Source organism: Xylophilus sp. Leaf220 (assembly GCF_001421705.1).
GTDB lineage: Bacteria > Pseudomonadota > Gammaproteobacteria > Burkholderiales > Burkholderiaceae_C > Xylophilus.
Window position 1 is genome coordinate 291,121 of record NZ_LMKO01000001.1, and the last position, 26,885, is coordinate 318,005.

Annotated in this window: 27 protein-coding genes; 18 read left to right on the forward strand and 9 right to left on the reverse strand. The window is 69.5% G+C overall.

The annotated features are described in order from the left end of the window. Genes ASE76_RS01355 through ASE76_RS01370 form a run of 4 tightly spaced genes read left to right on the forward strand, consistent with a single transcriptional unit; the run spans position 1 to position 4,954 of the window. Positions 1-1,245, forward strand: coding sequence for an SfnB family sulfur acquisition oxidoreductase (locus ASE76_RS01355; protein WP_055833582.1), 1,245 nt, complete (start codon positions 1-3; stop codon positions 1,243-1,245). A 50-nt stretch (positions 1,246-1,295) separates the two neighbouring features. Beyond that, on the forward strand, positions 1,296-2,708 hold the full coding sequence (locus ASE76_RS01360) for an LLM class flavin-dependent oxidoreductase (protein ID WP_055833585.1): 1,413 nt from the start codon (positions 1,296-1,298) through the stop codon (positions 2,706-2,708). Positions 2,709-2,765: 57 nt separating this feature from the next. Further along, a complete protein-coding gene (locus tag ASE76_RS01365; protein WP_201781818.1) occupies positions 2,766-3,605 on the forward strand; it encodes a MetQ/NlpA family ABC transporter substrate-binding protein in 840 nt (279 codons plus the stop codon). 53 nt (positions 3,606-3,658) lie between these two features. Next, a complete protein-coding gene (locus ASE76_RS01370) occupies positions 3,659-4,954 on the forward strand; it encodes an SfnB family sulfur acquisition oxidoreductase (protein ID WP_055833593.1) in 1,296 nt (431 codons plus the stop codon). A gap of 12 nt (positions 4,955-4,966) precedes the next feature. On the opposite strand, the gene ASE76_RS01375 is transcribed toward ASE76_RS01370, so the two are convergent. After that, positions 4,967-6,178 (reverse strand): acyl-CoA dehydrogenase family protein, encoded by a 1,212-nt coding sequence (locus ASE76_RS01375; protein ID WP_055833597.1) that lies wholly within the window; start codon positions 6,176-6,178, stop codon positions 4,967-4,969. A gap of 239 nt (positions 6,179-6,417) precedes the next feature. Here ASE76_RS01375 and ASE76_RS01380 point away from each other — a divergent pair, with 239 nt between their 5' ends. Together ASE76_RS01380 and ASE76_RS01385 are read left to right on the forward strand one after the other, a co-directional pair. Beyond that, positions 6,418-7,047 (forward strand): hypothetical protein, encoded by a 630-nt coding sequence (locus tag ASE76_RS01380; protein WP_055833599.1) that lies wholly within the window; start codon positions 6,418-6,420, stop codon positions 7,045-7,047. 117 nt (positions 7,048-7,164) lie between these two features. Then, positions 7,165-8,307, forward strand: a complete 1,143-nt coding sequence (locus ASE76_RS01385; RefSeq protein ID WP_082447832.1) for a YihY/virulence factor BrkB family protein — start codon at positions 7,165-7,167, stop codon at positions 8,305-8,307. A gap of 146 nt (positions 8,308-8,453) precedes the next feature. On the opposite strand, the gene ASE76_RS01390 is transcribed toward ASE76_RS01385, so the two are convergent. After that, positions 8,454-9,377: a LysR family transcriptional regulator gene (locus ASE76_RS01390; RefSeq protein WP_055833602.1), complete on the reverse strand. Its 924-nt coding sequence runs from the start codon at positions 9,375-9,377 to the stop codon at positions 8,454-8,456. A gap of 206 nt (positions 9,378-9,583) precedes the next feature. Here ASE76_RS01390 and ASE76_RS01395 point away from each other — a divergent pair, with 206 nt between their 5' ends. The 3 genes from ASE76_RS01395 to ASE76_RS01405 all read left to right on the forward strand — a co-directional run bounded on the left by ASE76_RS01395 (position 9,584) and on the right by ASE76_RS01405 (position 12,753). Next, entirely contained in the window at positions 9,584-10,783 is a 1,200-nt protein-coding gene (locus tag ASE76_RS01395; RefSeq protein WP_055833605.1) for an acyl-CoA dehydrogenase, read from the forward strand. Between the two features lie 271 nt (positions 10,784-11,054). Further along, positions 11,055-12,296, forward strand: a complete 1,242-nt coding sequence (locus tag ASE76_RS01400; RefSeq protein WP_156362490.1) for a CaiB/BaiF CoA-transferase family protein — start codon at positions 11,055-11,057, stop codon at positions 12,294-12,296. A 142-nt stretch (positions 12,297-12,438) separates the two neighbouring features. Beyond that, entirely contained in the window at positions 12,439-12,753 is a 315-nt protein-coding gene (locus tag ASE76_RS01405) for a hypothetical protein (RefSeq protein WP_055833608.1), read from the forward strand. 16 nt (positions 12,754-12,769) lie between these two features. Here ASE76_RS01405 and ASE76_RS01410 read toward each other — a convergent pair whose 3' ends face one another. Further along, the gene (locus tag ASE76_RS01410; RefSeq protein ID WP_055833610.1) at positions 12,770-13,678 is read right to left on the reverse strand and encodes an SDR family oxidoreductase; all 909 of its coding nucleotides are present in this window, start codon (positions 13,676-13,678) and stop codon (positions 12,770-12,772) included. Between the two features lie 79 nt (positions 13,679-13,757). Here ASE76_RS01410 and ASE76_RS01415 point away from each other — a divergent pair, with 79 nt between their 5' ends. Continuing rightward, the gene (locus tag ASE76_RS01415; RefSeq protein ID WP_055833612.1) at positions 13,758-14,798 is read left to right on the forward strand and encodes a CDP-6-deoxy-delta-3,4-glucoseen reductase; all 1,041 of its coding nucleotides are present in this window, start codon (positions 13,758-13,760) and stop codon (positions 14,796-14,798) included. A gap of 192 nt (positions 14,799-14,990) precedes the next feature. Here the strand turns inward: ASE76_RS01415 and ASE76_RS19810 are convergent, their stop codons facing one another. Next, complete coding sequence (locus tag ASE76_RS19810; RefSeq protein WP_369793348.1) at positions 14,991-15,353, reverse strand: hypothetical protein; 363 nt, start codon at positions 15,351-15,353, stop codon at positions 14,991-14,993. Between the two features lie 179 nt (positions 15,354-15,532). Then, positions 15,533-16,654 carry a cupin domain-containing protein gene (locus tag ASE76_RS01420; protein ID WP_055833615.1) on the reverse strand — a complete coding sequence of 374 codons (1,122 nt, stop codon included), beginning with the start codon at positions 16,652-16,654 and terminating at the stop codon, positions 15,533-15,535. A 39-nt stretch (positions 16,655-16,693) separates the two neighbouring features. On the opposite strand from ASE76_RS01420, the gene ASE76_RS01425 reads away from it, so the two are divergent. Then, on the forward strand, positions 16,694-17,218 hold the full coding sequence (locus tag ASE76_RS01425; protein WP_055833619.1) for a peptidylprolyl isomerase: 525 nt from the start codon (positions 16,694-16,696) through the stop codon (positions 17,216-17,218). 66 nt (positions 17,219-17,284) lie between these two features. On the opposite strand, the gene ASE76_RS01430 is transcribed toward ASE76_RS01425, so the two are convergent. The 3 genes from ASE76_RS01430 to coaBC all read right to left on the reverse strand — a co-directional run bounded on the left by ASE76_RS01430 (position 17,285) and on the right by coaBC (position 19,694). Next, positions 17,285-17,803, reverse strand: coding sequence for a glycine zipper 2TM domain-containing protein (locus ASE76_RS01430; RefSeq protein WP_055833622.1), 519 nt, complete (start codon positions 17,801-17,803; stop codon positions 17,285-17,287). Positions 17,804-18,015: 212 nt separating this feature from the next. Beyond that, positions 18,016-18,462, reverse strand: coding sequence for a dUTP diphosphatase (dut, locus tag ASE76_RS01435; protein WP_055835437.1), 447 nt, complete (start codon positions 18,460-18,462; stop codon positions 18,016-18,018). Between the two features lie 8 nt (positions 18,463-18,470). Next, positions 18,471-19,694 carry a bifunctional phosphopantothenoylcysteine decarboxylase/phosphopantothenate--cysteine ligase CoaBC gene (gene coaBC / locus ASE76_RS01440; protein WP_055833624.1) on the reverse strand — a complete coding sequence of 408 codons (1,224 nt, stop codon included), beginning with the start codon at positions 19,692-19,694 and terminating at the stop codon, positions 18,471-18,473. A gap of 175 nt (positions 19,695-19,869) precedes the next feature. Between coaBC and ASE76_RS01445 the strand changes: the two genes are divergently transcribed. The 7 genes from ASE76_RS01445 (at position 19,870) to ASE76_RS01475 (ending at position 25,853) form a co-directional block, all read left to right on the forward strand. Further along, positions 19,870-21,555 carry a CTP synthase gene (locus tag ASE76_RS01445; protein WP_055833626.1) on the forward strand — a complete coding sequence of 562 codons (1,686 nt, stop codon included), beginning with the start codon at positions 19,870-19,872 and terminating at the stop codon, positions 21,553-21,555. Beyond that, positions 21,552-22,406 (forward strand): 3-deoxy-8-phosphooctulonate synthase, encoded by an 855-nt coding sequence (kdsA, locus tag ASE76_RS01450; RefSeq protein WP_055833630.1) that lies wholly within the window; start codon positions 21,552-21,554, stop codon positions 22,404-22,406. The genes ASE76_RS01445 and kdsA overlap by 4 nt, the downstream gene beginning before the upstream one ends. After that, a complete protein-coding gene (locus ASE76_RS01455) occupies positions 22,403-22,693 on the forward strand; it encodes a DUF1330 domain-containing protein (RefSeq protein WP_055833634.1) in 291 nt (96 codons plus the stop codon). Before kdsA ends, ASE76_RS01455 begins: the two co-directional genes overlap by 4 nt. A 76-nt stretch (positions 22,694-22,769) precedes the next feature. Continuing rightward, a complete protein-coding gene (gene eno / locus ASE76_RS01460) occupies positions 22,770-24,053 on the forward strand; it encodes a phosphopyruvate hydratase (RefSeq protein WP_055833637.1) in 1,284 nt (427 codons plus the stop codon). A 144-nt stretch (positions 24,054-24,197) separates the two neighbouring features. Further along, positions 24,198-24,473 (forward strand): septum formation initiator family protein, encoded by a 276-nt coding sequence (locus ASE76_RS01465; RefSeq protein ID WP_055833641.1) that lies wholly within the window; start codon positions 24,198-24,200, stop codon positions 24,471-24,473. Between the two features lie 55 nt (positions 24,474-24,528). Then, positions 24,529-25,164: a nicotinamide riboside transporter PnuC gene (gene pnuC / locus ASE76_RS01470; RefSeq protein ID WP_055833644.1), complete on the forward strand. Its 636-nt coding sequence runs from the start codon at positions 24,529-24,531 to the stop codon at positions 25,162-25,164. Beyond that, positions 25,161-25,853, forward strand: a complete 693-nt coding sequence (locus ASE76_RS01475; protein ID WP_055833648.1) for an AAA family ATPase — start codon at positions 25,161-25,163, stop codon at positions 25,851-25,853. Before pnuC ends, ASE76_RS01475 begins: the two co-directional genes overlap by 4 nt. Before the next feature lie 24 nt (positions 25,854-25,877). On the opposite strand, the gene ASE76_RS01480 is transcribed toward ASE76_RS01475, so the two are convergent. Then, complete coding sequence (locus ASE76_RS01480) at positions 25,878-26,867, reverse strand: Hsp33 family molecular chaperone HslO (RefSeq protein ID WP_055833651.1); 990 nt, start codon at positions 26,865-26,867, stop codon at positions 25,878-25,880. Positions 26,868-26,885: the final 18 nt, after the last annotated feature.

The following is a 26,885-nucleotide window of genomic DNA, read 5'->3' on the forward strand; positions in this document are numbered from 1 at the left end:
ATGTCCGAACACAGCTCCCCTGCGGCGCGCGTCCCGCGCCTTCCCGACCCGGCCCGCGTGCGGCGCATCGCCGACGACGCCGAGGCGCTCGATGCCGCCCACGCACTGGCCGCGCGGGCCGCCGACGGCGCATCCGACCGCGACCGCCGGCGCGATCTGCCCTGGGACCTGCTGGAGCACTGGTCCGAAAGCGGCCTGGGCGCGATCACGGTGCCGCGCGCCTACGGCGGTGCCGCGGTGTCCAACGCCACCGTGGCCGACGTCTTCGTCGTCCTGTGCCGGGCCGACCCGGCCTTCGGCCAGATTCCGCAGAACCATTTCGGGCTGCTGGGCCTGCTGCACGAACTGGGCACCGACGCGCAGAAGCAGCGTTTCTACGCCGAGGTGCTGGCCGGCCAGCGGCTCGGCAATGCCGGGCCCGAGCGGCGCTCGGCCGCGGCGCCCACCATCGCCCACGGCGCCACCCGCCTGCGGCAGACGCCAGACGGCCTGCGCCTGACCGGCACCCGCTTCTATTCCACCGGCGCGTTGTTCGCCCACCGTGTCCCGACCCGCGCGCTGGACGACCAGGACCGCCCGGTGCAGCCCTGGGTGCCGCGCACCGCCCCGGGCCTGGCGGTGCTGGACGACTGGTCCTCCTTCGGCCAGCGCACCACGGCCAGCGGCACCGTCGTCTTCGACGATGTGGCGGTGGCGGCCGAGGATGTGCTGCCGCTCTGGCGACTGGCCGACCGGCCCGGCCTGACCGGCCCGTTCTCGCAGCTCCTCCAGGCCGCGATCGACCAGGGCATCGCCGAGGCCGCGGTGGCCGATGCGATCGCCTTCGTGCAGGAGCATGCGCGGCCCTGGTCCGAATCGGGCGTGGCCCGCGCGGCGGACGACGTCTACATCCTGGCCGACGTGGGCCGGCTCACCATCGACCTGCACGCCGCCCGCGAGGTGTTGCTGGAAGCGGGCCGCACGCTCGACGCGGTGGCCGCGGCGCCGGTCACCGCCGCCTCCAGCGCGCGCGCCTCGGTGGCGGTGGCCGAGGCCAAGGTGCTCACCACCCGCATCGCGCTCGACGCATCGGAAAAGCTGTTCGAACTGGCCGGCGCCTCGGCCACCCGCGCGAAGCACAACCTCGACCGGCACTGGCGCAACGCCCGGGTGCACACGCTGCACGACCCGGTGCGCTGGAAGACCCACCTGATCGGCAACCACCTGCTGAACGACGTGGCCCCGCCCCGCCACTCCTGGAACTGAGCGGCCACCGTACGCCGCGCCACGCCTCCCCACAGAACACCTTTCATCCCATGGCAGACACGAAGAAGCAGATCATCCTCAACGCGTTCAACATGAACTGCGTCGGCCACATCAACCACGGCCTCTGGACCCATCCGCGCGACCGCTCGGTCGACTACAACACCCTGCCCTACTGGACCGACCTGGCCCGCACGCTGGAGCGCGGGCTGTTCGACGGCCTGTTCCTCGCCGACATCGTGGGCGTCTACGACATCTACCAGGGCAACGTCGACCTGACGCTGCGCGAATCGATCCAGCTGCCGGTGAACGATCCGCTGCTGCTGGTGCCGGCAATGGCCGCGGTCACCCGGCACCTGGGCTTCGGCGTGACGGTGAACCTGAGCTACGAAGAGCCCTACCTGCTGGCCCGCCGCTTCTCCACCCTGGACCACCTGACGCAGGGCCGCATCGGCTGGAACATCGTGACCGGCTACCTCGACAGCGCGGCCCGTGCCATGGGCCGCGCCCGGCAGCTGCCGCACGACGAACGCTACGACCTGGCCGACGAGTACCTGGAAGTGCTCTACAAGCTCTGGGAAGGCAGCTGGGAGGACGCCGCGGTGCGACGCGACAAGGCCGGGCGCCTGTTCGCCGACCCGGCCCGGGTGCACCCGGTGCACCACCGCGGGCGCTATTTCCAGGTCGACGGCTACCACCTCAGCGAGCCCTCGCCGCAGCGCACGCCGCTGCTCTTCCAGGCGGGCGCCTCCGGCCGCGGCCAGCAGTTCGCGGCGCGGCATGCCGAATGCACCTTCGTCTCCAGCGCCAACCGCGCCTCGACCCGCGCGCTGGTGGACGATGCCCGCCGCCAGGCCCGGGCCGCCGGCCGCGACCCGGCCGCGCTGAAGGTGCTGATGGGCATCACCGTGGTCGTCGCGCCCACGGCGAAGGAAGCGCAAGAGAAGTACGCCGAGTACCAACGCTACGCCAGCGCCGAAGCCGGGCTGGCGCATTTCTGCGCCGGCGCGGGTGTCGACTTCTCGCAGTTCGACCCCGACACCCCGCTGCAGGATTTCAAGAGCAACGGCATCGAGAGCGCGGTGCGCCGGGTGACCGGTGGCCGCGCCGACTACACGGTGCGCCACCTGCTGGAGACGCTGTCGCTGGGCGGCCGCTACGCCACCGTCGTCGGCGATCCGCAGCAGGTGGCCGACCAGTTGCAGGACTGGATGGACGACACCGGCATCGACGGCTTCAACCTCACCCGTACCGTCACGCCCGAGAGCTACGAGGACTTCATCGACCTGGTCGTGCCCGAGCTGCAGAGCCGCGGCATCTACAAGACCCGCTATGCCGAGGGCACGCTGCGCCAGAAGCTGTACGGCGGTGCGGCCCTGTTGCCGGACAGCCATCCGGCCGCGGCCTTCCGCCACGGCGCCGCCCCGGTATCCGCGAACGCTACCGCAGAGGTGTGGCCCGCGTGAGCGACGCCCCCGGCCGCACCGCCCTCCTCCATGCTTGATCCTTCTCAACACATGACCATGTCCATTCCTCGCCATCCGGGCCGCCGCCGCATCCTGCAGATGGGCGCGCTGGCTGCCGGCGCCGCCGCGGCGCACCTGCCGCAGTTCGCCACCGCCGCAACGCCCGCCCTGATCCGCGTCGGCGTCACCAGCGGACCGCACGAGCAGATCTTCGGCGTGGTGAAACGCGTGGCGGAGCGCGATTTCGCCCTCAAGATCAAGGTGGTCCCTTTCAACGACTACGTGCAGCCCAATGCCGCGCTGGCCGCCGGCGACCTGGAGGCCAACAGCTTCCAGCACCGCCCCTTCCTGGCCGCGGCGATCCGCGCGCAGGGCTACAAGCTGGTCGGCTTCGGCAAGACCTGGGTCGGGCCGATCGGGCTGTACTCGAAGCGCTACAAGTCGCTGGCCGAACTGCCTGTGGGCGCGCAGATCGCCCTGCCGAACGACCCGGCCAACGGCGGCCGGGTGCTGCTGTTGCTGCAGCAGGCGGGCCTCGTCAGGCTGAAGACCGGCATCGACCCGGTCGCGGGCGTGTTCGCCACCAAGCTCGACATCGTCGACAACCCGCGCAAGCTGCGGCTGGTGGAGATCGATTCGCCCCAGCTGCCACGCAGCCTGGACGACGTGGACGCCGCCGCGATCAACGCCGACTACGCGAGCAAGGCCGGCCTGAAGCCCGGCCGCGACGCCATCCTGCTCGAGGACAAGGAAGGCCCCTATGCGTGCCTGATCGCGGTGCGCGAGCAGGACCGTGCCCAGCCCTGGGTGCAGCAGTTGGTGCAGGCCTACCAGACCGACGAGGTGCGCGCCTTCATCGTGAAGGAATTCGACGGCGTGGTCATTCCGGCCTTCTGACCTGCCGCTGCGCGCACTGCCGCCATCCCCATGAAAACGACCCGCCCGACACCATGCTGCTAGCCGAAACCCCTCCTATCTCCACCGTGCCGCCGGCCGCCGCGCCCCGCTCCGCCACGCCGCCCGGTGCGGTGGCCGTCATCGCGGACGACGCGGAAGCGCTCGACACGGCGCGCCGCCTGGCGGCCGACTTCGCCACCACCGCGGTGGAGCGCGACCGGGAGCGCCGGCTGCCGTGGGACGAACTCGATGCGTTCTCCGGCAGCGGGCTCTGGGCGATCACCGTGCCGCGCGCGCACGGCGGCGCGGGCGTGGGCGGTGCCACGCTGGCCGAGGTGATCGCGCGGGTATCGGCGGCCGACGGCTCCCTGGGCCAGATACCGCAGAACCATTTCTACGCGGTCGAACTGCTGCGGCTGGCGGGCAGCGCCGAGCAGCAGCGCTTCTTCTATGGCCGGGTGCTGGCGGGCGAGCGCCTGGGCAACGCCCTGGCCGAGATCGGCCACAAGGATTTCAAACGCCGCACCCGCATCGAGCTGGCGGCAGGTGGCGGCTACCGGCTGCAGGGCCGCAAGTTCTACTGCACCGGCGCGCTGTATGCGCACTGGATACCGACGATGGCGGTGGCGCAGGAGACTGCGCCGGACGGCACGGTGCGCGAGGCGCCGCACCTGGTCTTCGTACCCCGCCACGCCCCCGGCGTGCAGGTGATCGACGACTGGGACGGCTTCGGCCAGCGGGTCACCGGCAGCGGCTCGGTGGTGCTGGACGACGTGCCGATCGAGCCCGGGTGGGTGGTGCGCCTGCCCGACGGCATGGAGCAGACCAGCACCGCCCGGCCCTTCGCCCACCTGATGCACAGCGCGATCGACCTCGGCATCGGCCGGGGCGCGCTGGCCGCGACGCTGGACTTCGTGCGGGACCACGCCCGGCCCTGGATAGATGCGAAGGTGGCCCGTGCGGCCGACGATCCCCTGCTGCTGCAGCAGATCGGCGACACCGCGGTGCGGCTGCGTGCGGCTGAGGCGCTAGTGCGACGCGCGGCCCGGCTGCTGGATGCCGCCCAGGCCGCGCCGACGCCCGAGCGGGTGGCAGCCGCATCGGTCGCGGTGTCGGAAGCGCGGGTGCTCACCACCACCGCCTCGCTCGATGCCGGCACCCGGCTGTTCGAGCTGGGCGGCACCGCGGCGACGCTGGACGGGCGCGGCCTCGACCGCTTCTGGCGCAATGCCCGGACCCATACGCTGCACGATCCGGTGCGCTGGCGCTACCACGCGGTGGGCGACTACCACCTCAACGGCCGCCACCCCGCGCTGCAGCCACCGGCGGCACCCGCCGCCCGCGAGTGACCGAGGCCGCGGTCAGGCCGCGGCCTTGGTCCCCACAGACCAGTAGAACTGCGGCTGGGCGCCGTTGAGCACGCAGTCGCCCAGCATCCGCGCCTTGTAGATCGTCGGGTTGTGCGAGGCCAGGGTACGCGCGTTGCGCCAATGCCGGTCGAGCCGCCGGTCCTGCTGCAGGGCCGATGCGCCGCCGACGTCGAACATCCGGGTCGCCGCGCCCAGCACCGCGTCGACGATGCCCACCTGCGCCTGCGCCGCCCGCAGCTCCACGTCGATCAGCACCGCTTCCGTGACCGGCGCGCCGTCCGCGCGCAACCGGTCGACCTCGCCCAGGCCGGCGGCCACGGCGCGCACCGCCGAGGCGGCCAGGAACGCGGTGGCCGAGAGCTGGCCGATCACCTGCTGCACCACCGGGTCCTCGCGCGGCGTGGTGGCGCTGCCGTGGCTGTAGGTGCGTTTGCGCGGCCGCACGAAATCGGCCGCGTCGCGCTCGATCGCCCGGGCGATGCCGGCGAGCGTCGCCAGGTGCACCAGTTGGAAGAAGGCGGTCATCGGCGTCGGCCGGTTGCGGGGGTAGTGCAGCACATGGCCCGGCTGCACCGCGACGTCGGCGAAGCGGGTGGTGCCCGAGGCGCTGAGCCGCTGGCCGAAGCCCTGCCAGTCGTCCACCCGTTCGACGCCGGCGCCGTCGGCCGGCACCAGCGCCACGACCGGGGACGGCCCCTCGTCCTGCCGCGCGGTGACCGCGATCCAGTCGGCATAGAGCGTGCCGGTGCTGTAGAACTTGGCGCCGTCGAGCCGCCAGCCCTCGCCATCGGGCGTGAGCGCGGTCTGCAGCGTGGCGATCGCGTTGTCGCCCAGCTCGGTGGTGGCGTTGCCGAAGATCACGCCCTGTCCCGCCAGCGCCAGCCACGGGCCATGCAGCGCGGGGTCGATCTCGGCGTAGAGCCGCTCGATGAAGCCGAAGTGGGCGCGCAGGATCTGCGGCAGGTTGGAGTCGGCCGTGCCCAGCTCGATCAGCAGGTCGAACAGCTGCTCCACCGACGCGCCGAAGCCGCCGTGCGCCACCGGCACCCGCAGGGCGCCGAAGCGGGCCTCGCGCAGCCAGCCGACGGCGTCGTGCGCCAGGGTGCGGGTGGCTTCGCGCGCGACCGCCTGCTCGGCAATGCGGTCGAAGACGGGGCGGAAATGCTGGAGGAGCGCGGCGGTCGTCGGAGGGGCTGTGGACATGCGGTCGTGATCGGTGATGGGAGGAGCGGAGGCCCGGGGGCACCCGGTGCTGCGGCCCGGGCGCACAGGGTGATGACCCGGTCCGGAAAAACCACCAAGGCTACCGATGCGATTCCGCGCACGGAAGTGCGTTTTGCGGCTATGGATAGACGAAATCCGTCCGCTGCGCGACCTGTTGCAAAGCCTACAGGCGAAGTGATTACAGTAGGTACCGCACCTTTCCCATCGCCTGGACACCCATGAAACACCTTGCCCTCTGCGCCCTGGCCGCCACCGCCCTGCTGGCCGGATGCGTCGCTCCGCCACCGCCGCCGCCCACCGTGGCGCAGGTGCTCGACGCCGATCCCACCACCGACTGCCTCAAGGCCGCCAACCGCGACCCGCGCCTGACCTTGCTGGAGCCCAAGCTCGGCAGCCTGCGCTCCGCCGGCCAGGCCTCGCTGCCGATGCTGGCCAGCAAGGACTACCCCACCGCCACCGAGAAGGTGGCGCTGGAAATCTGGGGCAGCGAGCGCCAGCGCTGCGTGAAGCTGGGCGAGAGCTACCGCGCCGCCAACCTGCCGCTGCCGCTGGTCTCGGCCTTCGAGCTCGGACAGCGCGACCTGGTCTTCCTGACCGCCAAGCTCTACGGCGGCGAACTGACCTACGGCCAGTTCAACATGCGCCGCCAGGAGCTGGCCGGCGCCCACCGCCAGCGTCTGATCGAGTTCAAGCAGCAGTACGCGGCCTACCTGTCGCAGATCGAGCCGCAGCGCCGCCTGGCGGCCGCCGGCCCGGCGCAGACGATGCCGGTGGCCCCGGCCGTGCGCGCACTGTTCACGACCTGCAACCGCTACAGCGTCGACGGCGTGAACTGCACCAGCCAGTAAGTTGGAAGAAAGAGCCGCCGGTCCTGGCAGCCGGCGGCGCCGCAGGGTGCGGGGCGGAAACATTCCTGCACCACTCTTGCAACCCGTGCTTCGACAATGGCGTCCTAGGAGGGAGCCATGTCCACGGTCACGTTACACGCCAAGCGTTTTTTCAGTCTCGCCAAGAAATCCGTCGCCGCATGGTCGGACGATTACGCACCCAGCATGGGCGCGGCGATCGCGTACTACACCGTCTTCTCGCTCGCGCCGCTGCTGCTGATCGTGATCGCGGTGGCCGGCTTCGTCTTCGGTCGCGAAGCCGTGCAGGGCGAGATCGTCGGCCAGCTCTCCGGCCTGCTAGGCCGCGACGGCGCGCTCGCGGTGCAGGGCCTGATCAAGAGCGCCAGCCAACCCGCGCAGGGCCTGATCGCCACCGTGATCAGCCTGGTGGTGCTCGCGGTCGGCGCCACCACCGTCTTCGGCGAACTGCAGAGTTCGCTCGACCGGATCTGGGGCATACCGGCGACCGCCAAGTCGGGCATCTGGGCGACCCTGCGCGCGCGGCTGCTGTCCTTCGGCCTGATCCTGGGGCTGGCCTTCCTGCTGATGGTGTCGCTCACCGTCAGCGCGGCGGTGGCCGCCATGGGCACCTGGGTGGGCTCGGTATTGCCGGGCTGGGCGGTCACGCTGCAGATCATCAATCTGGCGGTGTCGCTCTCCATCACTACCCTGCTGTTCGCGATGATCTACAAGCTGATGCCGCAGGCCAAGATCGCTTGGCGGGACGTGTGGGTGGGGGCCGTGGTGACGGCGGTGCTGTTCGAGGTGGGCAAGGTGCTGATCGGGCTGTACGTGGGGCGCAGCAGCGTGTCCTCGACCTTCGCCGCAGCCGGATCGATCATCGTGCTGCTGGTGTGGGTCTACTACTCGGCGCAAATCTTTCTTCTGGGTGCCGAGTTCACCTGGGTCTACGCCAGCGAGCACGGTTCGCGCTCGGCCTTGCCGGTGCCCGAGGCACCCGAAGTACCGCGCAAGTCCGATCCGGTGCCGGCGGTGGATCCTGACCGGCTGGCAGCTTCCGCAGCGGCGGTGGCCCCGCGGTCGATCGACGCGGACCATGACCACTACCCGGAGGAAGCCTACGAGCCGCAAGGGCCGACGATGCGCCAGAAGATCTATGTGACGGTGGCGTTGACCGCCTTGCAGATCGCGATCCGGGTGGCGATGCGGCGAGGCGCGGCGAAGAAGGCGGCACGCCGGGCCAGCACGCGGCGCCGTTGACGGATCCGGCTGGCCGGGCTCGGAGGCTTACCCCGGCAGGCCCGCCACATCGCATGCTATTTTTTTGATAGCTACTGGTCGGCCAGTGGCGCCGGCCGCGGGCCTTTTGGGCTCATAAATACGTACCGGACCGCTCTTGGCCGGCTTCATCCTCGGTGCGTGTCGCCACCCGAGGCTTCGTCGGCCATCCGGCGCATCCACAGCCGGAACTCCGCCAGCACGGCCGGTTCGTGCTCCAGCACGGGCGTCACCAGGTAGTAGGAGCGCTCGCCCCGCAGCGGTTGCGGGCAGGCGACGACGAGCTCGCCGCGGGCCAGTTCCGCCTCGATCAGCATCGGCGGCATCAGGGCCACGCCCAGGCCGTGGGCGGCGGCCACGGCGAGCATCGAGAACAACTCGTAGCGCGGGCCCGCGAGCGCGGCCGGTGCCTGCACCTCCATCGCGTCGAACCACTGCCGCCAGCCGTACGGCCGGGTGCTCTGCTGCAGCAGGGGCAAGTCCGCGACCTGCGCCGGGGCCAACGGCCGGCCCTGCAGCAGCGCCGGGCTGCAGACGGGCACCACGTCCTCCCGCATCAGCGGCTCGGCCCGGGTGCCGGGCCAGCGGGCGACCTGCTCGGCGGTGCCGGTGAAAAGCGCCGCGTCGAAGCCGGTGTCGTCGAACAGGAAGGGCCGGGTGCGGGTCTCGATATGCACCACCGTGTCGGGGTGCAGCGCCGCCAGCTGCGGCAGCCGCGGGATCAGCCAGCGCGTCGCGAAGGTCGGCACCGCCGCCAGGGCGATCGCACCGCCACGGCCCTGGCCGGCCATCAGGTCGAGGGTGTCGCGCTCCAGCCCCTGCAGGCCGCGCGAGATCTGCTTCCAGTACTGGGCGCCGCCGGGCGTCAGCGCCACGCCGTGGCGGGTGCGGCGGAACAGGGCCACGCCCAGGTACGCTTCGAGCGCCAGCACCTGGCGGGAGACGGCGCTCTGGGTGAGCGAGAGCTCTTCGGCGGCGCGGGTGTAGCTCTCGTGCCGCGCGGCGGCCTCGAAGCAGGCCAGCGCCTGGGTGGAGGGGATACGGCGTCGCATGCTGCAATGGAATCGTTGAAAGTCTGCCGAAGGCTGCCGAACGGAGCGCGAACCCGGTCAGACATTCCATGATCGCATACCTCGATGTGCAATCCTCGTTTGCCGCGATACGCCTCCCGGACTAGCATCCAGGGGTGACGTTCCCGGCCCGCCGGCCGATGCGCCGTGCATGGCGCCCGCCCCACCCGCTTCCTCAGGAGACCTCCATGTCCAGCTCTTCCCGCGCCGCCTTCCAGTGGGCCGACCCGTTCCTGCTCGACCAGCAACTGACCGACGACGAGCGGATGATCCGCGACGCCGCCGCGGCCTACTGCCAGGACAAGCTGGCCCCCCGCGTGCTGGAAGCCTTCCGCGACCAGAAGACCGACGTGGCCATCTTCCGCGAGATGGGCGAGCTGGGCCTGCTGGGCCCGACGATTCCCGAGCAGTACGGCGGCCCGGGCCTCAACTACGTCGCCTACGGCCTGATCGCCCGCGAGGTGGAGCGGGTCGATTCGGGCTACCGCTCGATGGCCAGCGTGCAGTCCTCGCTGGTGATGGTGCCGATCTACGAATTCGGCACCGAGGCACAGAAGCAGAAGTTCCTGCCGAAGCTGGCCAGCGGCGAGTTCATCGGCTGCTTCGGCCTGACCGAGCCCGACCACGGCTCCGACCCCGGCAGCATGGCCTCGCGCGCCCGCAAGGTCGACGGCGGCTACAAGCTGTCGGGCAGCAAGATGTGGATCAGCAACAGCCCGATCGCCGACGTGTTCGTGGTCTGGGCCAAGGAAGTGGACGCCGCCGGCAACGTCGGCCCGATCCGCGGATTCGTGCTCGAGAAGGGCATGGCCGGCCTGAGCGCCCCCGCGATCCACGGCAAGGTGGGCCTGCGTGCCTCGATCACCGGCGAGATCGTGATGGACGGCGTGTTCTGCCCCGAAGAGAACGCTTTTCCCGAAGTGCAGGGCCTGAAGGGCCCATTCACCTGCCTCAACAGCGCCCGCTACGGCATCTCGTGGGGTGCGATGGGCGCCGCCGAAGACTGCTGGCACCGTGCCCGCCAATACACGCTCGACCGCAAGCAGTTCGGCCGCCCGCTGGCCGGCACCCAGCTGATCCAGAAGAAGCTGGCCGACATGCAGACCGAGATTGCCCTCGGCCTGCAGGGCAGCCTGCGCCTGGGCCGGATGAAGGACGAGGGCACCGCCGCGGTCGAGATCACCTCGATCATGAAGCGCAACAACTGCGGCAAGGCGCTCGACATCGCCCGTCTGGCCCGCGACATGATGGGCGGCAACGGCATCAGCGACGAGTTCGGCGTGGCGCGCCATCTGGTGAACCTGGAAGTGGTCAACACCTACGAAGGCACGCACGACGTGCACGCGCTGATCCTGGGCCGGGCGCAGACCGGGATCGCGGCGTTTTAGCAAACCCCCAGGCTGCGCGCTGCGCGTCTTCGCCTACCCCCTTGCAGGGGGCACCGCTGGCGGACCGGCGGAGCCGGATCCGCGGCAGTCGCTGGGCCAACCCCAGCCCGCGCGCTTCGGCAACCCCTTTGCAGGGGGCGATGCCTGCGGCCCGGCGGAGCCGGATCCGCGGTAACCCTGAAATTAGCCGGTCCGATCGCGATTGGTGCGGCCGGACTACGAAGACAAACCTGATGCAGCGAGGCGCCGATGCGCGGCGCGGGAGATGGGCATGACGATGCAGAACGCCGGCGCACTGGCCGGGCTCAAGGTACTGGACCTTTCGCGGGTGCTGGCCGGGCCGTGGTGCACCCAGACGCTGGCCGACCTGGGTGCGGACGTGGTCAAGATCGAGCGGCCGGGCGCGGGCGACGATACGCGGCAATGGGGCCCGCCGTTCCTGAAGGACGCGGCGGGCAACGACACCGACCAGGCGGCGTACTTCGCCTGCTGCAACCGCAACAAGCGCTCGGTCACGGTGGACATGGCCACGCCCGACGGGCAGGCGCTGCTGCAGCGGATGGCCGCGGGCAGCGACGTGGTGGTGGAGAACTTCAAGGTGGGCGGGCTGCGGGCGTACGGGCTCGACTACGAGAGCCTCAAGGCCGCCAATCCGCGGCTCATCTACTGCTCGATCACCGGCTTCGGCCAGGACGGGCCGTATGCCAAGCGCGCCGGCTACGACCTGATGGTGCAGGCGATGAGCGGCATGATGAGCATCACCGGCCGGGCCGACGGCACGCCCGGCGGCGGGCCGCAGCGCGTCGGCGTGGCATTGACCGACACCTTCACCGGCATGTACGCCGCCACCGCCATCCTGGCCGCGCTGCAGGCGCGCCACCAGACCGGCCGCGGCCAGTACATCGACATGTCGCTGCTCGACGTGGGCATGGCGCTGCTCGCCAACCAGACCACCGGCTATCTCAATAGCGGCACCGTGCCGCAGCGCCAGGGCAATACCCACCCGAGCCTCGCGCCGTACCAGGATTTCCCCACGGCCGACGGCTCGATGCTGCTGGCCATCGGCAACGACGGCCAGTTCGGACGCTTCTGCGCCGCAGTCGGGCGGCCGGAATGGAGCGCCGATCCGCGCTACGCCAGCAACACGCTGCGGGTGCGCAACCGCGAAACGCTGATCCCCGCGATGGAAGAGCTCACCCGTGGCCGCTCCACCGCCGACTGGATCGCCCTGCTGGAAAACAAGGCTGTTCCCTGCGGCCCTATCAACGACATCGCCCAGGCGTTCGACGACCCGCAGGTGCAGGCACGGGGCCTGGCGATCGACCTGCCCCGGTCGGCCGGCGACGGCATCGACACGATCCGCGGCGTGGCCAGCCCGCTGCGGCTGTCGGAGCATCCGCCGGTGTTGCGCCACGCCCCGCCAGCGCTGGGCCAGCACACCGACGAGGTGCTGGCGGAATGGGGCGTGCCGGAAGCCGAACGGGTGCGTCTGCGGTCTGCCGGCGTCCTGTAGCGGCCTGGCGCCGGCGTGCTGGTGGCGTAGGCCGGCTCCTGCACGGATATGCCCCACCGGCCCCTGCCGTGCCCGGGTGAAAAGGCCTACAACGGTATTCCTTGGGTTGCACGGCGTGCACCCGCATCGAAAAGGAACCGCCATGAATCGCCTGTCTTCCACCCTGTACACGTCCCTGCTGGGTGCAGCGGCGTGCGTGATGATGGCCACCACCCCCGCTGCGATGGCCCAATTGCCGGATGTCAACTCCGGCGACCAGTGGGACAAACTGCACAACCAGTCGCAAACGCAGCGGCAGGTCGACCGGGTCAAGAAGGACGACTGGCGGGCAACACGCGAACGCTCCCGCGAATCCCGCGACTGGCGGCCCGAGAGCGATGGCCGCAACGGCCGCCGGGTCGACAACGACCGGAGCGCCGTGGATTGGCTGGACCGGGAACGGCGGCGGCGCGACTGAGCGCCCCCGTTTGACTTCAGGGCGCGGCGCGTAGCCCTTCGACGATGGTCGGGTAGCGCAACTTCGAGCGGAGTTCGTTCTTCAGCCTGTCGTTCACCAGCCGGCGCGATTCGCTGAGGAAGCTCATCTGCATCGCGGTCAACTGCTGCTCGGCCTCTTGGCGGCTGATACGGACCGGTCGCGGCAAGCGGTAGAGATCGGCCGCATGGTCCATGTAGTCGGCCATCGTCAGATCGGTATCGTCACTCGCGTGGTAGACCCGCTGCGCTGCACCCCTCCACAGCGCCGTGCAGCAGGCACGGGCCAGATCGTCGGCATGGATGTGGTTGGTGTAGACGTCGTCCTCGGCGCGCAACACGGGCGTTCCGCGCTGCAGGCGATCCCGGGGCGTGCCGCCCTCCCGGTCCGGCGCATAGATGCCTGGGATGCGGAGGATGCTCGCTCGGCTTCCACGTCCGAAAAGTCGCACATGGTCTTCGGCATCGACCCGGCGGTAGGCCCGGGCATTGCGGGGTGCGACGGTTCTGGTTTCGGAGACCTCCGCCCCGCCGCAGTCGCCGTAGACGCCGGTCGTGGAGCCGTACACCAGCCCCAGCGGCCGAGGTCCGGCCGCCAGGGCATGCATCAAGGCGCGGGTACGCGGATCGGCGTGCGGATCGGCCGCTGCACCGTCGCGCGGTGGCGGCGCCAGGTGCAGCACCCGGTGCCCCAGCCCGGCCAGCCGCCGCAGGCTGGCCGCGTCGTCGAGGTCGCCGCGCAAGGGCACGATGCCCCGCAACCGCAACTCGGCGATGCGGTCGGGCGACGAGGTCAGGGCGAGCAGCCGCACCCTCGGTGCCAGCAGGCCCGCGGTCCGCAAGCCGACATCGCCGCAGCCGACGATCAGCACCCGCGTTCGGCGAAAACGGGCTGGCAGGGCACCCATCGGGATGCGGGAGGGGCTCGGGTTTGCGGGCAAAATCGAAGGCTGTAGGAAAGAAGAAGACTTCCAAGGATAACGAGCGATGAGTTTCACCATTTCCGTACAGCCCAGCGGGCGTTCTTTCACCACCCAACCCGACGAAGCCATCCTGACCGCGGCGATCCGCCAGGGCATCGGCCTGCCCTATGGTTGCAAGGACGGCGCCTGCGGCTCGTGCAAGTGCCGCAAGCTCGCAGGCACCGTCGTCCACGGGGAGCACCAGAGCAAGGCCCTGTCGGCCGACGAGGAAGCCCAGGGCTTAGTCCTGACCTGCCGGGCGGTGCCGCAGACCGACGTGGTGCTGGAATCGCGCCAGGTCACCGACGAGAGCGCGTTCCCGGTCCGCAAGATGCCGGTCCGGGTGTCGTCCCTGGAGCGGAAATCGCACGACGTCATGCTGCTGCGTTTGCAATTGCCTGCCACCGAACACCTGCGCTACCACGCCGGCCAGTACATCGAGTTCATCCTGCGCGACGGCAGCCGCCGCGCATACTCGATGGCCACCGCGCCCCACCGGCAGGAAGAAAGCGGGCCCAGCGCGGAATTGCACATCCGCCACATGCCCGGCGGCAAGTTCACCGACCATGTGTTCGGTGCGATGAAGGAAAAGGACATCCTGCGCTGCGAAGGCCCGTTCGGCAGTTTCTTCCTGCGGGAAGACTCGGGCAAGCCGATCGTGCTGCTGGCGTCGGGCACCGGCTTCGCACCGGTCAAGGCCCTGATCGAGCGGATCCAGTTCAAGGCGCTCGACCGACCCGTCACCCTGTACTGGGGCGGGCGCCGCCCGGGCGACCTGTACCTGCACGACTGGGTGCAGCAAAAGGCGGCCGAACTGCCGCAGCTGACCTATGTGCCCGTCGTCTCGCACGCCTTGCCCGAGGACGCCTGGACCGGCCGGACCGGCTTCGTCCACCAGGCGGTGCTGGACGATTTCGCCGATCTTTCAGGCCACCAGGTGTATGCCTGCGGCGCACCGATCGTGGTCGAATCGGCGCAGAAAGCGTATGTGGAAGAGCGAGGACTGCCGGCGGAGGAATTTTTCGCCGATGCGTTCACCAGCGAAGCGGACAAACACGGCGCATGAAGGCGTCGCGCCTTCGACAAAAATAGCATTCAAATAAGAAAATCCGCCATGTAGGTTCACCTGCATGGCGGATTTTCTTATTTGGCATGCGAGCAGTGCAGTAATCATGCACAGACCCGAATACCTCGACGTATGGGGCCGACGCTCGCCGGAGATTCTTCTGCCGAACGAAGCCTGTGGCCCCCTGCGTGATTACTTCTTTGCTGCTTCCGCAGCGGCGTCCGCAGCCTTCTTGGCCGCTTCGTTCGCGGCGTCGGCTGCCGCATTGGCGCTGCTAGCAGCGCCAGCCGCGTTGTTGGCTGCGTTGGCGGCATCGGTCGCCGCACCGGTGGCGGCGGGCGTGGTCGTATCGGCAGGTGCCGAGGTCGCAGGGCCGGGACCGACGGCAGAACCAGGCACGGGCGCCGCGGTGGAAGGTGGCGCTGGCGCCTGCAGCGGCGCTGGTGCCGGAACGGCGACCGGCTCTTCCTTCTTGCCGCAGGCCGCCAATGCGACGGCCGATACCAAACCTGCCAAAACGAGGGAATTTCTCATGATTTTCGAGTCCTTATCCATTTGGATTTATCAATCGCACGAGCGGAGTGACCGGCTTCTGCGATGTGGAAATTCATTGTAGGGGTGTGCTCACGCGACGAGGTTAAGGAGGTGCGTTCCATTTCATCCAAACGTAACAGCGCAGATGCGATGGATGCGCGCAACCTACGTCGGCCGCATGCCCTGTCCGCTGCGCCGTGTCAGGACGCTTGGTGCAGCCACCCGTCCTCGCACCAGTCGGCCAGAAGCTCGCGTGCCCCGGCGCTCGCCTTGGCCACGTCCGCGGCATCGAGCCGCCGCTGGTCCGCCAGCTTATGCATCAGCCGCGCGTCGCGACCGCCGGCGAGAAAACTTTCTCCGTTGATGAAGACGTGGCGAGCGTCGTAGAGCATGCGGGTGCGCCTGTCGAGCTGGACAGCGCTGTCCGGATCGAACGCCGTGCCTTCGTCGAACCAGACCTGCGGCTTCAGCTCGGTCAGGTACTCGCCCAGGGCGCAGGCGACCGCGTCGCCGTCCTGCAGCAACTCGGAGACGGCGGCGCGGGCGAAATGCTCCATCTCCGCAGGAATGGCGCCGGTGTAGGCGACGGCGGGTTGCCGCGGATCGGCATACAGCGCGTCGTTGTCGTCGGCGGCGTGCTCGGCCATGCGCTGCAGGATGTCCTGTGCCAGTTCGCCGCGCCGCGGGGCGCGAAACCCGATGGAGCAGGTCATGCACTCGCCCTCGGCGATGCCGTCGTGCGCGTAGCGCGGCGGCAGGTACAGCATGTCGCCCGGCTCCAGCACGAACTCTTGCTCGGGCTCGAAACGGGCCAGCACCTTCAGCGGCACGTCGTCCCGCAGCGACAGGTCTTTCTGCTTGCCGATGCGCCACCGCCGCCTGCCGTGGGTCTGCAGCAGAAAGACGTCGTAGCTGTCGAAGTGCGGCCCCACCCCGCCGCCGTCGGTGGCGAAGCTCACCATCACATCGTCCAGCCGCGCAGCCGGCAGGAAGCCGAACGCCTTCAGCAGGCCATGGGCGCCGTCGTGGTGCAGGTCGAGGCCCTGCACCAGCAAGGTCCAGCGGGGCTGGTTCAACGACGGCAGTGCGCGGCGGGGCAGGGGCCCGTGCCGCATCTTCCAGCCATCGCCCTCGCCGACGATGAGGCGCGATTCGACATCGTCGCGTGCAGCCATCGCCAACAGGTCGGCGCGCGCGGGCAGCAGATCGCCGGGCGAGGCGATGGCGCCCCGCACCAGCAAGGGCTTTTTCTGCCAGTGGCGGCGCATGAAGGTGTCGGCGCTGAGGCCGCCGAGAAGCGGTAGCGGCAAGGAGGTATCCATGGGGAGGAACAGACAGAGTCGAACTGCGACAATTCTCGTATGGAAATAATCCCTCAATGCGTGGTCGCACTGACCTGGAACCTGACCGACACCCTGGGCGAAGAACTCGACGTCCTCGACGAGCCCGTCGAATTCCTTTTGGGAGGCGACGACCTGCTGGCGCCGATCGAGCTTGCGCTGCAAGGCCATGTCGCCGGCGACAAGCTCGCGCTGCAGATCGAGCCCGAGGAAGGCTTCGGCGATTTCAACGACCGCCTGCTGTTCCTGGAGCCGCGCAAGCTGTTCCCGCCCGACCTGGAGGAAGGCATGACCTTCGAAGGTCACGCGCTGCCGAAGGGCACCAACCCCGAGGCACCGAAGGATGCGCTCTACACCGTCTCGGAGATCTATCCCGAGCATGTGGTGCTGGACGGCAACCATCCGCTCGCCGGCATCGCCATCCGCATCCACCTGACGGTCGACAGCGTGCGCGAGGCCACCGAGGACGAGATCGGCCGCGGCACGCTCGGCACCGGCTTCTTCCGCATCCAGACCCAGGCGCCCGGCAGCGAAAGCCTGCACTAGCGCTTGCGGGCCCGCCCAGCAAAACGGCTGCCCGAAGGCAGCCGTTTTGCTGGGTGCGAGAAATGGTCAGATGCGCTGCAGCTGCCCACCCTGGATGCGCACCCGGTCGCCGATGCGCAGATCGCCGGGAGCCGGTACGTCGAATGCGCGCGAGCTGCCGTTGTCGACCTGTACCGAAATCCGGTAGGTCTGCACCACGCGCCCGCGCTGGTTGCCCTCGATCTGGTTGCCGGCCACCGCCCCGCCGACGACGCCGATGCCGGTGGCCAGCGCCCGTCCGCCACCGCTGCCGATCTGGTTACCCACCACGGCGCCGAGCACGCCGCCGATGATCGCTCCGGCGCCTGAAGGGGCGCGCGCCTGCTCCGACTGCAGCACTTCGATGTTCGACACCCGGCCGAATTCGGCATAGGCACCGCCCTGGTCGTACACCGGATAGGGTGCGGGCTGCGCGACGGGTGCGGGGTACTGGGCCGGGTAGCTGGCAGCCGGACGGCCATAGTACGGATCGGTGGCGCAAGCGCTCAAGGTGGCGACCGCGACCGCGCCGATGGCCATGGTGGCGAAACGGGAGAAATTTTTCATGGGAGGCTCCTGGATGGGGGTGCTTGTGGACGTCTGCTGCACCGCTGCGGATCTACCGAGTCGAACACACGTTGATGCATGACCTGCTCGGTGCGCTCCGCATGGCCGCGTCGGAAAACAACGCCTCTAGGGTAGGTGCGGACCGACCCCGCCTTGCATAGCCGCCGCAAAGACCGTTGCCGGATGTGTCCGTACCGCCCAGTACGGCCGGCTCACGCCGTTCCGGTGGAGCCGTAGCCGCCTTCCCCGCGCGCCGAGGCCTCGAACCCCTCCACCACCCGAAAGCGCGCCTGCACCACCGGTACGATGACCAGCTGGGCGATGCGCTCCATCGGCTCGATGGTGAAGGCGGTGTCGCTGCGGTTCCAGGCGCTGACCATCAGCTGCCCCTGGTAGTCGCTGTCGATCAGCCCGACCAGATTGCCCAGCACGATGCCGTGCTTGTGGCCCAGGCCCGAGCGCGGCAGGATCATCGCGGCGTAGCCCGGGTCGGCCAGGTGGATCGCGATGCCGGTGGGCACCAGCTGCCAGGCGTTGGCGGCCAGCGTCAGGGGTGCGTCCAGGCAGGCGCGCAGGTCCAGCCCGGCGCTGCCCGGGGTCGCATAGGCGGGCAGTTGCTCCGCCATGCGGGGGTCGACGATCTTGACGTCCAGTTCCATCTTCTTCTTCAATCAAATCGATGCCTGGCCGGCAAGGCGCAAGCGATCTCTGCTATCAATTCGTGAGCAAGCGCCGCCTTCGGCGCACGGTCGAGCAGACGGCTGCCCTTTTCGTCCACCAGCAGCAGCTGGTTGTCGTCCTGCCCGAAGGCCGCCGGGCCGATGTTGCCGACCAGCAGCGGCACGCCCTTGCGGATGCGCTTGGCTTCGGCATTGGCGCGCAGGTCGTGCGTCTCCGCCGCGAAGCCGACGCAGTACAGCGCGCCGGACCTCGCCCGGTCCGACCGGGCGACGGCCGCCAGGATGTCGGGGTTCTCGACGAAGGCCAGCGCCGGCACCTCGCCCGATCCGTCCTTCTTGATCTTCGCGTCGTGGAACGATGCGGGCCGCCAGTCGGCGACGGCGGCGGCGGCGACGAACACATCGGCGTTCCCCACGGCCGCCTGCACCGCCGCCTGCATCTGCAAAGCCGACTCGACCCGGACGCGGCGTACGCCGCGCGGCGTGGCGAGCGCCACCGGCCCCGATACCAGCGTCACCTCGGCGCCGGCCGCATGGGCCGCGCGGGCGATGGCGAATCCCATCTTGCCGGAGGAATGGTTGGTGATGCCGCGCACGGGGTCGATCGCCTCGAAGGTCGGGCCGGCGGTGACGACCACCCGCCGGCCGGCCAGCGGCTTCGGCGCCAGGAAGGCGGCCAGGTCCTCGAGTATCTCGTCGGGCTCCAGCATGCGGCCGTCGCCGGTCTCGCCGCAGGCCTGGTCGCCGTTGCCCACGCCCAGCACCGTCGCGCCGTCGGCCTGCACCTGGGCCAGGTTGCGCTGGGTGGCGGGGTGCGCCCACATCTCGCGGTTCATCGCCGGGGCCAGCAGCAGGGGCTGAACAGCACGCCGCGCCAGGCAGAGCAGGCTGAGCAGCTCGTCCGCCCTGCCCTGCACCAGCCGCGCGACGAAGTCGGCGCTGCACGGCGCGATCACTACCGCATCGGCCTCGCGGCTCAGGTTGATGTGCGGCATGGCGTTGTCCTGCCGCGCGTCCCACTGCGAGCCGTAGACCGGCCGGCCCGACAGCGCTTGCATAGTCACCGGGGTGATGAACCGCTCGGCCGCCTCGGTCATCACCACCTGCACCGTCGCGCCGGCCTTGACCAGACCCCGGCACAGGGCGGCCGATTTATAGCAGGCGACGCCTCCACTGAGGCCGAGCACCAGGTGTTTTCCAGACAGGTCCATGGGAGGGGGAGTTCGGCAGGTTGGGGAGCGAAGCAAGGGGGCGGGCCGCAGGAGCGCGCCAATGTAGCAGAGGGGATCGGGGCCCCGCGCCGCCGGAACCGCCCCGGCCGAAACCTATAATCTCGCTTTACCAGCTCCCCGAGCGGACCGCCTTCACGGGTTTTCCGACTTCGACATGACCAAATTCGTCTTCGTCACCGGCGGTGTGGTGTCTTCCCTGGGCAAGGGAATCGCCTCAGCCTCCCTTGCCGCGATCCTTGAATCGCGGGGCCTCAAGGTTACGCTCATCAAGCTCGATCCCTACATCAACGTGGATCCGGGCACCATGTCCCCCTTCCAGCACGGCGAGGTGTTCGTCACCGACGACGGCGCCGAGACCGATCTCGACCTGGGCCACTACGAGCGGTTCATCGAGACGCGGATGAAGCGCACCAACAACTTCACCACCGGCCGTATCTACCAGTCGGTGCTGGAGAAGGAACGCCGGGGCGACTACCTCGGCAAGACGGTGCAGGTCATCCCGCACGTCACCAACGAGATCCAGGAATACGTCAAGCGCGGCGCCGGCATCGGCACCGCCGACGCGGTGGACGTGGCGATCGTCGAGATCGGCGGCACGGTGGGCGACATCGAATCGCTGCCCTTCCTGGAGGCGGTGCGCCAGATGAGCCTGCGCATGGGGCCGAACAACACCGCCTTCGTGCACCTGACCTACGTGCCGTGGATCGCCGCGGCCGGCGAGCTGAAGACCAAGCCGACCCAGCACACCGCCCAGAAGCTGCGCGAAATAGGCATCCAGGCCGACGTGCTGCTCTGCCGCGCCGACCGCCGCATCCCCGACGACGAGCGCGCCAAGATCTCGCTGTTCACCAACGTGCCCGAATGGGGCGTGATCAGCATGTGGGACGTGGACACCATCTACAAGGTGCCGCGCATGCTGCACGAGCAGGGCCTCGACGGCCTGATCTGCGACAAGCTGCGCCTGAACACGCCGCCCACCAGCCTGAAGCGCTGGGACGACCTGGTCTACGAGACGGCCAATCCGCGCGGCGACGTGACCATCGCGATGGTCGGCAAGTACGTCGACCTGTCGGACAGCTACAAGTCGCTCAACGAAGCGCTGCGCCACGCCGGCATGCGCAACCATGTGCGGGTCAAGATCGAGTACGTCGATTCCGAGACCATCGCGCCCGACAACGTCTCGCGGCTCGCCGCCTACGACGCGGTGCTGGTGCCGGGCGGCTTCGGCAAGCGCGGCGTGGAAGGCAAGATCTGCGCGGCCCGGTTCGCCCGCGAAAGCAAGACGCCGTACCTGGGCATCTGCCTTGGCATGCAGGTGGCCACCATCGAATACGCCCGCCACGTGGCGGGCCTGCCGGACGCCAACAGCACCGAGTTCGAGCCCGCCACCCCCTGCCCGGTGATCGCCCTGATCACCGAGTGGAAGGACGCCGACGGCACGATCAAGACGCGTACCGCCAGCTCCGACCTCGGCGGCACGATGCGCCTGGGCGCGCAGAGCTCCGACGTGGCGCCCGACACCCTGGCCCACGACATCTACGGCGACGTGGTCACCGAGCGCCACCGCCACCGCTACGAAGCCAACGTCAACTACCTCGACCAGCTGCGCAGCGCCGGTCTGGTGATCTCGGCGCTAACCCAGCGCGAGCACCTGACCGAGATCGTCGAGCTGCCGCGCACGGTGCACCCGTGGTACATCGGCGTGCAGTTCCACCCCGAGTTCAAGTCGACGCCGTGGAACGGCCACCCGCTGTTCAACGCCTTCATCAAGGCGGCGGTCGAGCACCGTGCCGCCGGGCCCAAGACCACCGCCGCCCCGGCGGCCGAGGTGACCGCATGAAGCTCTGCGGCTTCGATATCGGGCTGCAGCACCGCTTCTTCCTGATCGCCGGCCCCTGCGTGGTCGAGTCCGAGCAGCTGCAGATGGATGTCGCCGGCCAGCTCAAGGACATCACCGCGGCGCTGGGCATCCCCTTCATCTTCAAGAGCAGCTTCGACAAGGCCAACCGGTCGTCGGGCACCAGCTTCCGCGGCCCGGGCCGCGAGAAAGGCCTGGAGATCCTGGCCAAGGTCCGTCAGACCCTGCAGGTGCCGGTGCTGACCGACGTGCACAGCGAGGACGACATCCGCGCCGCGGCCCAGGTGGTCGACGTGCTGCAGACCCCCGCCTTCCTGTGCCGCCAGACCGACTTCATCCGCGCGGTGGCCCAGTCGGGCAAGCCGGTGAACATCAAGAAGGGCCAGTTCCTCGCGCCGCACGACATGAAGAACGTGATCGACAAGGCACGCGCCGCGGCGAAGGAAGCCGGCCTGCCCGAAGACAGTTTCATGGCCTGCGAGCGGGGCGCGAGCTTCGGCTACAACAACCTCGTCTCCGACATGCGGAGCCTGGCCATCATGCGCGAGACCGGTGCGCCGGTGGTGTTCGACGCGACCCATTCGGTGCAGCTGCCCGGCGGCAACGGCACCAGCTCCGGCGGCCAGCGCGAGATGGTGCCGGTGCTGTCGCGCGCGGCGGTCGCGGTCGGCGTGGCGGGCCTCTTCATGGAAACCCATCCCGATCCGGCCAACGCCCTGTCCGACGGCCCCAACGCGGTCCCGCTGCGCCACATGAAGGCGCTGCTGGAGACGCTGGTGGCGCTCGACGACGTGACCAAGCGGCACCCCTTCCTCGAGGACTCCTTCGCATGAGCAGCGGCTACATCATCGCCACCGTCCAGGTGACCAATCCGGCGCAGTACGAGGACTACAAGAAGTGGTCCACCGAGGCGATGCGTGTCCACGGCGCCGAAGTCTGCGTGCGCGGCGGCGCCCTAACGGTGATCGAGGGCGACTGGTCGCCCTCGCGCCTGGTGGTGCTCAAGTTCCCCAGCTACCAGAAGGCCCAGGACTTCGCCGCATCGCCCGAGTACGACAAGGCGCGCACCGCCCGCCAGGGCGCGGCCGTCATGCAGATGGTGGCGGTCGAAGGCGTGTAGCCGCCATCCGATTCCGCAGCCGCGTGTGCCGGCCGCTCTCCCCCCGATTCAGCATCCCAAGGAAAGAGAAGAACGCATGAGTGCAATCGTTGATATCGTCGGCCGCGAAGTGCTCGACAGCCGCGGCAACCCCACCGTCGAATGCGACGTGCTGCTGGAATCCGGCGTGATGGGCCGTGCGGCCGTGCCCTCGGGCGCCTCCACCGGCAGCCGCGAGGCGATCGAGCTGCGCGACGGCGACAAGAGCCGCTACGCCGGCAAGGGCGTGCTGAAGGCGATCGAGCACATCAACACCGAGATCTCCGAAGCGGTGCTGGGCCTCGACGCCTCCGAGCAGGGCTTCCTCGACAAGACGCTGATCGACCTGGACGGCACCGACAACAAGAGCCGCCTGGGCGCCAACGCGATGCTGGCCGTCTCGATGGCGGTGGCGCGTGCCGCGGCCGAGGAATCGGGCCTGCCGCTCTACCGCTATTTCGGCGGAATGGCAGCGGTGCAGCTGCCGGTGCCGATGATGAACGTGATCAACGGCGGCGCGCACGCCAACAACTCGCTGGACATCCAGGAGTTCATGATCATCCCGGTAGGCGCCCCCAGCTTCCGCGAAGCGGTGCGCTACGGCGCCGAGATCTTCCACGCGCTCAAGAAGATCATCAACGACCGCGGCATGAGCACGGCGGTCGGCGACGAAGGCGGCTTCGCCCCCAACGTCGACAGCCACGAGGCCGCGATCCAGCTGATCCTGGAGGCCATCTCCGCCGCCGGCTACACCGCCGGCGAGCAGATCGCACTCGGCCTGGACTGCGCCGCGAGCGAGTTCTACAAGGACGGCCAGTACGTGATCGCCGGCGAGAACCTGACGCTGAGCGCCGCGCAGTGGACCGACATGCTGGCCACCTGGGTCGACAAGTACCCGATCATCAGCATCGAGGACGGCATGGCCGAAGGCGACTGGGACGGCTGGAAGCACCTGACCGAGCGCCTGGGCGAGAAGGTCCAGCTGGTGGGCGACGACCTGTTCGTCACCAACACCAAGATCCTGGCCGAAGGCATCGAGAAGCGCATCGGCAACTCGATCCTGATCAAGATCAACCAGATCGGCACCCTGACCGAGACCTTCGCCGCGATCGAGATGGCCAAGCGCGCCGGCTACACCGCCGTCATCTCGCACCGCTCGGGCGAGACCGAGGACAGCACGATCGCCGACATCGCCGTCGGCACCAACGCCGGCCAGATCAAGACCGGCTCGCTGTCGCGCTCGGACCGTACCGCCAAGTACAACCAGCTGCTGCGCATCGAGGAAGACCTGGGCGAGATCGCGGTGTACCCCGGCCGCGCGGCCTTCTACAACCTCCGATGAGCCACCCCCGAGGCGCCGGTGGCGCCTCCCCCTCCAGCGGGCGAGTCCGGCGGCCCGGCGAAGCCGGATCCACGGGTTCCCCGAGAAATGCGCGCTGCAGTGGCGGTGCGTGTCCGGTGCTCACCCACGTGACCGAAGGCTGAGATGGTCAACCGAATCGTGCCCCTGGTGCTGCTCGTCGTGCTGGCGGGCCTGCATGCGCAGCTCTGGCTGGGCCGGGGCAGCGTGCCGGCCGTCAAGCTGATGCGCCAACAGATCGAGACCCAGAAGGTGGCCAATGCCGAGTCGCTGCGGGTCAACGAGCGGCTGACGTCGGAGGTGAGCGACCTGCGCGAAGGCCTCGACATGGTCGAGGAAAAGGCCCGCAGCGAACTGGGCATGGTCAAGCCCAACGAGATCCTGGTCCAGTTGGCCAAGTGACCGCGGCAGGCACGGTGCTGCCGGCCCGCCATCGCCTCCGGCGCATCCGCTGCCCATGACCGATACCCTGTCCGCCCTGCTGTTCGCACCCGCCTTCGTGCTCTGGGGCGCTCCGGCGTCCTGGGCCGAGGTGCTGGGCTTCGCCCTGGGATTGTGGATGGTACGGATGAACATCCGCGAGCGGCACTGGGGCTGGCCGCTGGCGATCCTCAGTTCGGTCCTCTACTTCTTCGTCTTCTGGCGCAGCCGGCTGTACGCCGACGCATCGCTGCAGGTGTTCTTCGCGCTGGTGGCCCTGTGGGGCTGGACCCAGTGGCTGGCCGGCCGGCGCGCCGACGGCAAGCCCTTGACCGTGAGCCGTCTCGGCGTCCGCGGCCGCTGGGCCACCCTGCTCGCCTGCCTGCTGCTCTGGCCGGTCATCGGCCTGGTGCTGGCGCGCTACACCGACAGCGACGTGCCCTGGTGGGATGCGTTTCCCACCGCGACCAGCCTGGTCGCGCAGTTCCTGCTCGGCCGCAAGTACATCGACAACTGGGCCTTGTGGCTGGTGGTGAACTGCGTGTGCGTCGGTCTGTTCGCCTACAAGGGGCTGTGGCTGACCGTGGTGCTGTACGCGCTCTTCGCAGCACTCAGCATCGTCGGCTGGCGGGCGTGGCAGCGACGGATGGCGACAGGCGCCGCAGCGGCATGACGGCGACTTCCCCACGGGCGCCGGCCGTCGCCATCGTCGGTGCCGAGAGCACCGGCAAGACCGACCTGGCAGCCGCCCTCGCCGCCCGGCTGCAGGCACGCGGCCTGCAGGTGGCGGTGGTCGACGAGGTGCTGCGCGGCTGGTGCGAGCGCGCGGGCCGCACGCCGCGCCCCGACGAGCAGATGGCGATCGCCGCCGAGCAGGCCCACCGCACCGACGCGGCCCGCGCCCGGCCCGGCACCGACCTGGTGGTGACCGACACCACGCCGCTGATGACCGCGGTCTACAGCGACCTGCTCTTCGACGACCCGTCGCTCTACCCCTTCGCGCTGGCGCACCAGCGCGGCTACGCCGCCACCCTGCTGACCGGGCTCGACCTGCCCTGGGTCGCAGACGGACTGCAGCGCGACGGGCCGCAGGTCCGGGAGCCGGTCGATGGGCGCGTGCGTGCCGCCCTGCAAGGCGCCCGGCTGCCCTACCAGATGGTGTACGGCCAGGGCGATGCGCGGGTCCTCAACGCGCTCTATGCTATCGATTCCATAGCTGGTGGTCGGCGCCACACACCGGCTGCAGCCACTTTTCCTTCGAAAACGGAGCCTGCGGCCCACTGGCGCTGCGAGGGCTGCGGCGACCCGGCGTGCGAGCGCCGCCTGTTCACCGCGCTGCGCGACCGCGGCGCCTCCGGCTGACGGCGAGCCCGCCGGCCGATCCGACTACTGCACCGCCGAGGTACCCGGCAGCGGATGCTCCCCGGCGGCGAAGATCTGCTCGGCATCGACCGCGTCGAACCGGTACTGGCGGCCGCAGAACTCGCAGCCCACCTCGATATCGCCGCGCTCGGCGACGATCGACTCGGCCTCTTCCCGGCCCAGGCCGCGGATCATGCCGCGCACCCGCTCTTCGCTGCAGCTGCATTCGAAGCGCGGCACCGGATCGTCGTCCTGCGGCACGAAGCGGGCCAGCGGCTCCTCCCAGAAGAGGCGGCGCAGGATGGTGTCGACGTCCAGCGTCAGCAGCTCGTCGCGCTGCAGGCTGGCCGCCAGGTGCGACAGCCGGTTGAAATCCTCGTCGGCGCCGATCTGCGCCTCGTTCTCCTGGCTGACGAGGCTGCCGGCCAGGTTGCGGGTGCCCTCTACCGGCATCCGCTGCAGCAGCAGCCCGGCGGCGACCTTGTCGTCGGCAGCCAGGACCAGGGTGGTGTCGAGCTGCTCGCTCTGCAGCATGTAATGCTCGAGCGCGTCGCTGAGCTTCTCCAGCTTCTCGCCCCGGTCGCCGAAAAGCGGCACCATGCTCTGGTAGGGCTGCTGGCCGGGGAACTTGTCCTGCGGATCGAGGGTGATCGCGCAGCGGCCCTGGTTGTGCAGGTTGACCATCGCGCTCAGCCGGGCGTCGGCCGGCACCTCGCCCACGATGGTGGCGGTGGCCCGCACCCGCAGGTCGGACTTCACCTCGGCCACCGCCACCTTGACCGGGCCGTCGCCGAAGATCTGCAGCACCAGCGCGCCGTTGAACTTGATGCCCGACTGCATCAGCACGCCGGCCGCCGCCATCTCGCCGAGCAGTTGCCGCACCGGCTGCGGAAACGCGCCGCCGTGGCTGTTGGAGGCCCGGCGCCGCAGGATTTCCTGCCAGGCGTCGGTGAGCTTGACCAGCGAGCCGCGCACCGGCATGCCGTCGAAGATGAACTTGTGGATTTCGGACACGCTTTTGTTCCTGCAAAT

Bases quoted from the DNA above. Each gene is read 5' to 3' on its own strand.
- ASE76_RS01465 (WP_055833641.1), top strand. From the start codon at position 24,198: ATGGTCAACCGAATCGTGCCCCTGGTGCTGCTCGTCGTGCTGGCGGGC.
- ASE76_RS01415 (WP_055833612.1), top strand. From the start codon at position 13,758: ATGAGTTTCACCATTTCCGTACAGCCCAGCGGGCGTTCTTTCACCACC.
- coaBC (WP_055833624.1), bottom strand. From the start codon at position 19,694: ATGGACCTGTCTGGAAAACACCTGGTGCTCGGCCTCAGTGGAGGCGTC.
- ASE76_RS01375 (WP_055833597.1), bottom strand. From the start codon at position 6,178: ATGTCCACAGCCCCTCCGACGACCGCCGCGCTCCTCCAGCATTTCCGC.
- dut (WP_055835437.1), bottom strand. From the start codon at position 18,462: ATGGAACTGGACGTCAAGATCGTCGACCCCCGCATGGCGGAGCAACTG.
- pnuC (WP_055833644.1), top strand. From the start codon at position 24,529: ATGACCGATACCCTGTCCGCCCTGCTGTTCGCACCCGCCTTCGTGCTC.
- ASE76_RS01455 (WP_055833634.1), top strand. From the start codon at position 22,403: ATGAGCAGCGGCTACATCATCGCCACCGTCCAGGTGACCAATCCGGCG.
- ASE76_RS01430 (WP_055833622.1), bottom strand. From the start codon at position 17,803: ATGAAAAATTTCTCCCGTTTCGCCACCATGGCCATCGGCGCGGTCGCG.
- ASE76_RS01355 (WP_055833582.1), top strand. From the start codon at position 1: ATGTCCGAACACAGCTCCCCTGCGGCGCGCGTCCCGCGCCTTCCCGAC.
- eno (WP_055833637.1), top strand. From the start codon at position 22,770: ATGAGTGCAATCGTTGATATCGTCGGCCGCGAAGTGCTCGACAGCCGC.
- ASE76_RS01400 (WP_156362490.1), top strand. From the start codon at position 11,055: ATGACGATGCAGAACGCCGGCGCACTGGCCGGGCTCAAGGTACTGGAC.
- ASE76_RS01405 (WP_055833608.1), top strand. From the start codon at position 12,439: ATGAATCGCCTGTCTTCCACCCTGTACACGTCCCTGCTGGGTGCAGCG.
- ASE76_RS01410 (WP_055833610.1), bottom strand. From the start codon at position 13,678: ATGGGTGCCCTGCCAGCCCGTTTTCGCCGAACGCGGGTGCTGATCGTC.
- ASE76_RS01365 (WP_201781818.1), top strand. From the start codon at position 2,766: ATGTCCATTCCTCGCCATCCGGGCCGCCGCCGCATCCTGCAGATGGGC.
- ASE76_RS01385 (WP_082447832.1), top strand. From the start codon at position 7,165: ATGTCCACGGTCACGTTACACGCCAAGCGTTTTTTCAGTCTCGCCAAG.
- ASE76_RS01390 (WP_055833602.1), bottom strand. From the start codon at position 9,377: ATGCGACGCCGTATCCCCTCCACCCAGGCGCTGGCCTGCTTCGAGGCC.
- ASE76_RS19810 (WP_369793348.1), bottom strand. From the start codon at position 15,353: ATGGATAAGGACTCGAAAATCATGAGAAATTCCCTCGTTTTGGCAGGT.
- ASE76_RS01445 (WP_055833626.1), top strand. From the start codon at position 19,870: ATGACCAAATTCGTCTTCGTCACCGGCGGTGTGGTGTCTTCCCTGGGC.
- ASE76_RS01370 (WP_055833593.1), top strand. From the start codon at position 3,659: ATGCTGCTAGCCGAAACCCCTCCTATCTCCACCGTGCCGCCGGCCGCC.
- ASE76_RS01380 (WP_055833599.1), top strand. From the start codon at position 6,418: ATGAAACACCTTGCCCTCTGCGCCCTGGCCGCCACCGCCCTGCTGGCC.
- kdsA (WP_055833630.1), top strand. From the start codon at position 21,552: ATGAAGCTCTGCGGCTTCGATATCGGGCTGCAGCACCGCTTCTTCCTG.
- ASE76_RS01395 (WP_055833605.1), top strand. From the start codon at position 9,584: ATGTCCAGCTCTTCCCGCGCCGCCTTCCAGTGGGCCGACCCGTTCCTG.
- ASE76_RS01475 (WP_055833648.1), top strand. From the start codon at position 25,161: ATGACGGCGACTTCCCCACGGGCGCCGGCCGTCGCCATCGTCGGTGCC.
- ASE76_RS01420 (WP_055833615.1), bottom strand. From the start codon at position 16,654: ATGGATACCTCCTTGCCGCTACCGCTTCTCGGCGGCCTCAGCGCCGAC.
- ASE76_RS01425 (WP_055833619.1), top strand. From the start codon at position 16,694: ATGGAAATAATCCCTCAATGCGTGGTCGCACTGACCTGGAACCTGACC.
- ASE76_RS01360 (WP_055833585.1), top strand. From the start codon at position 1,296: ATGGCAGACACGAAGAAGCAGATCATCCTCAACGCGTTCAACATGAAC.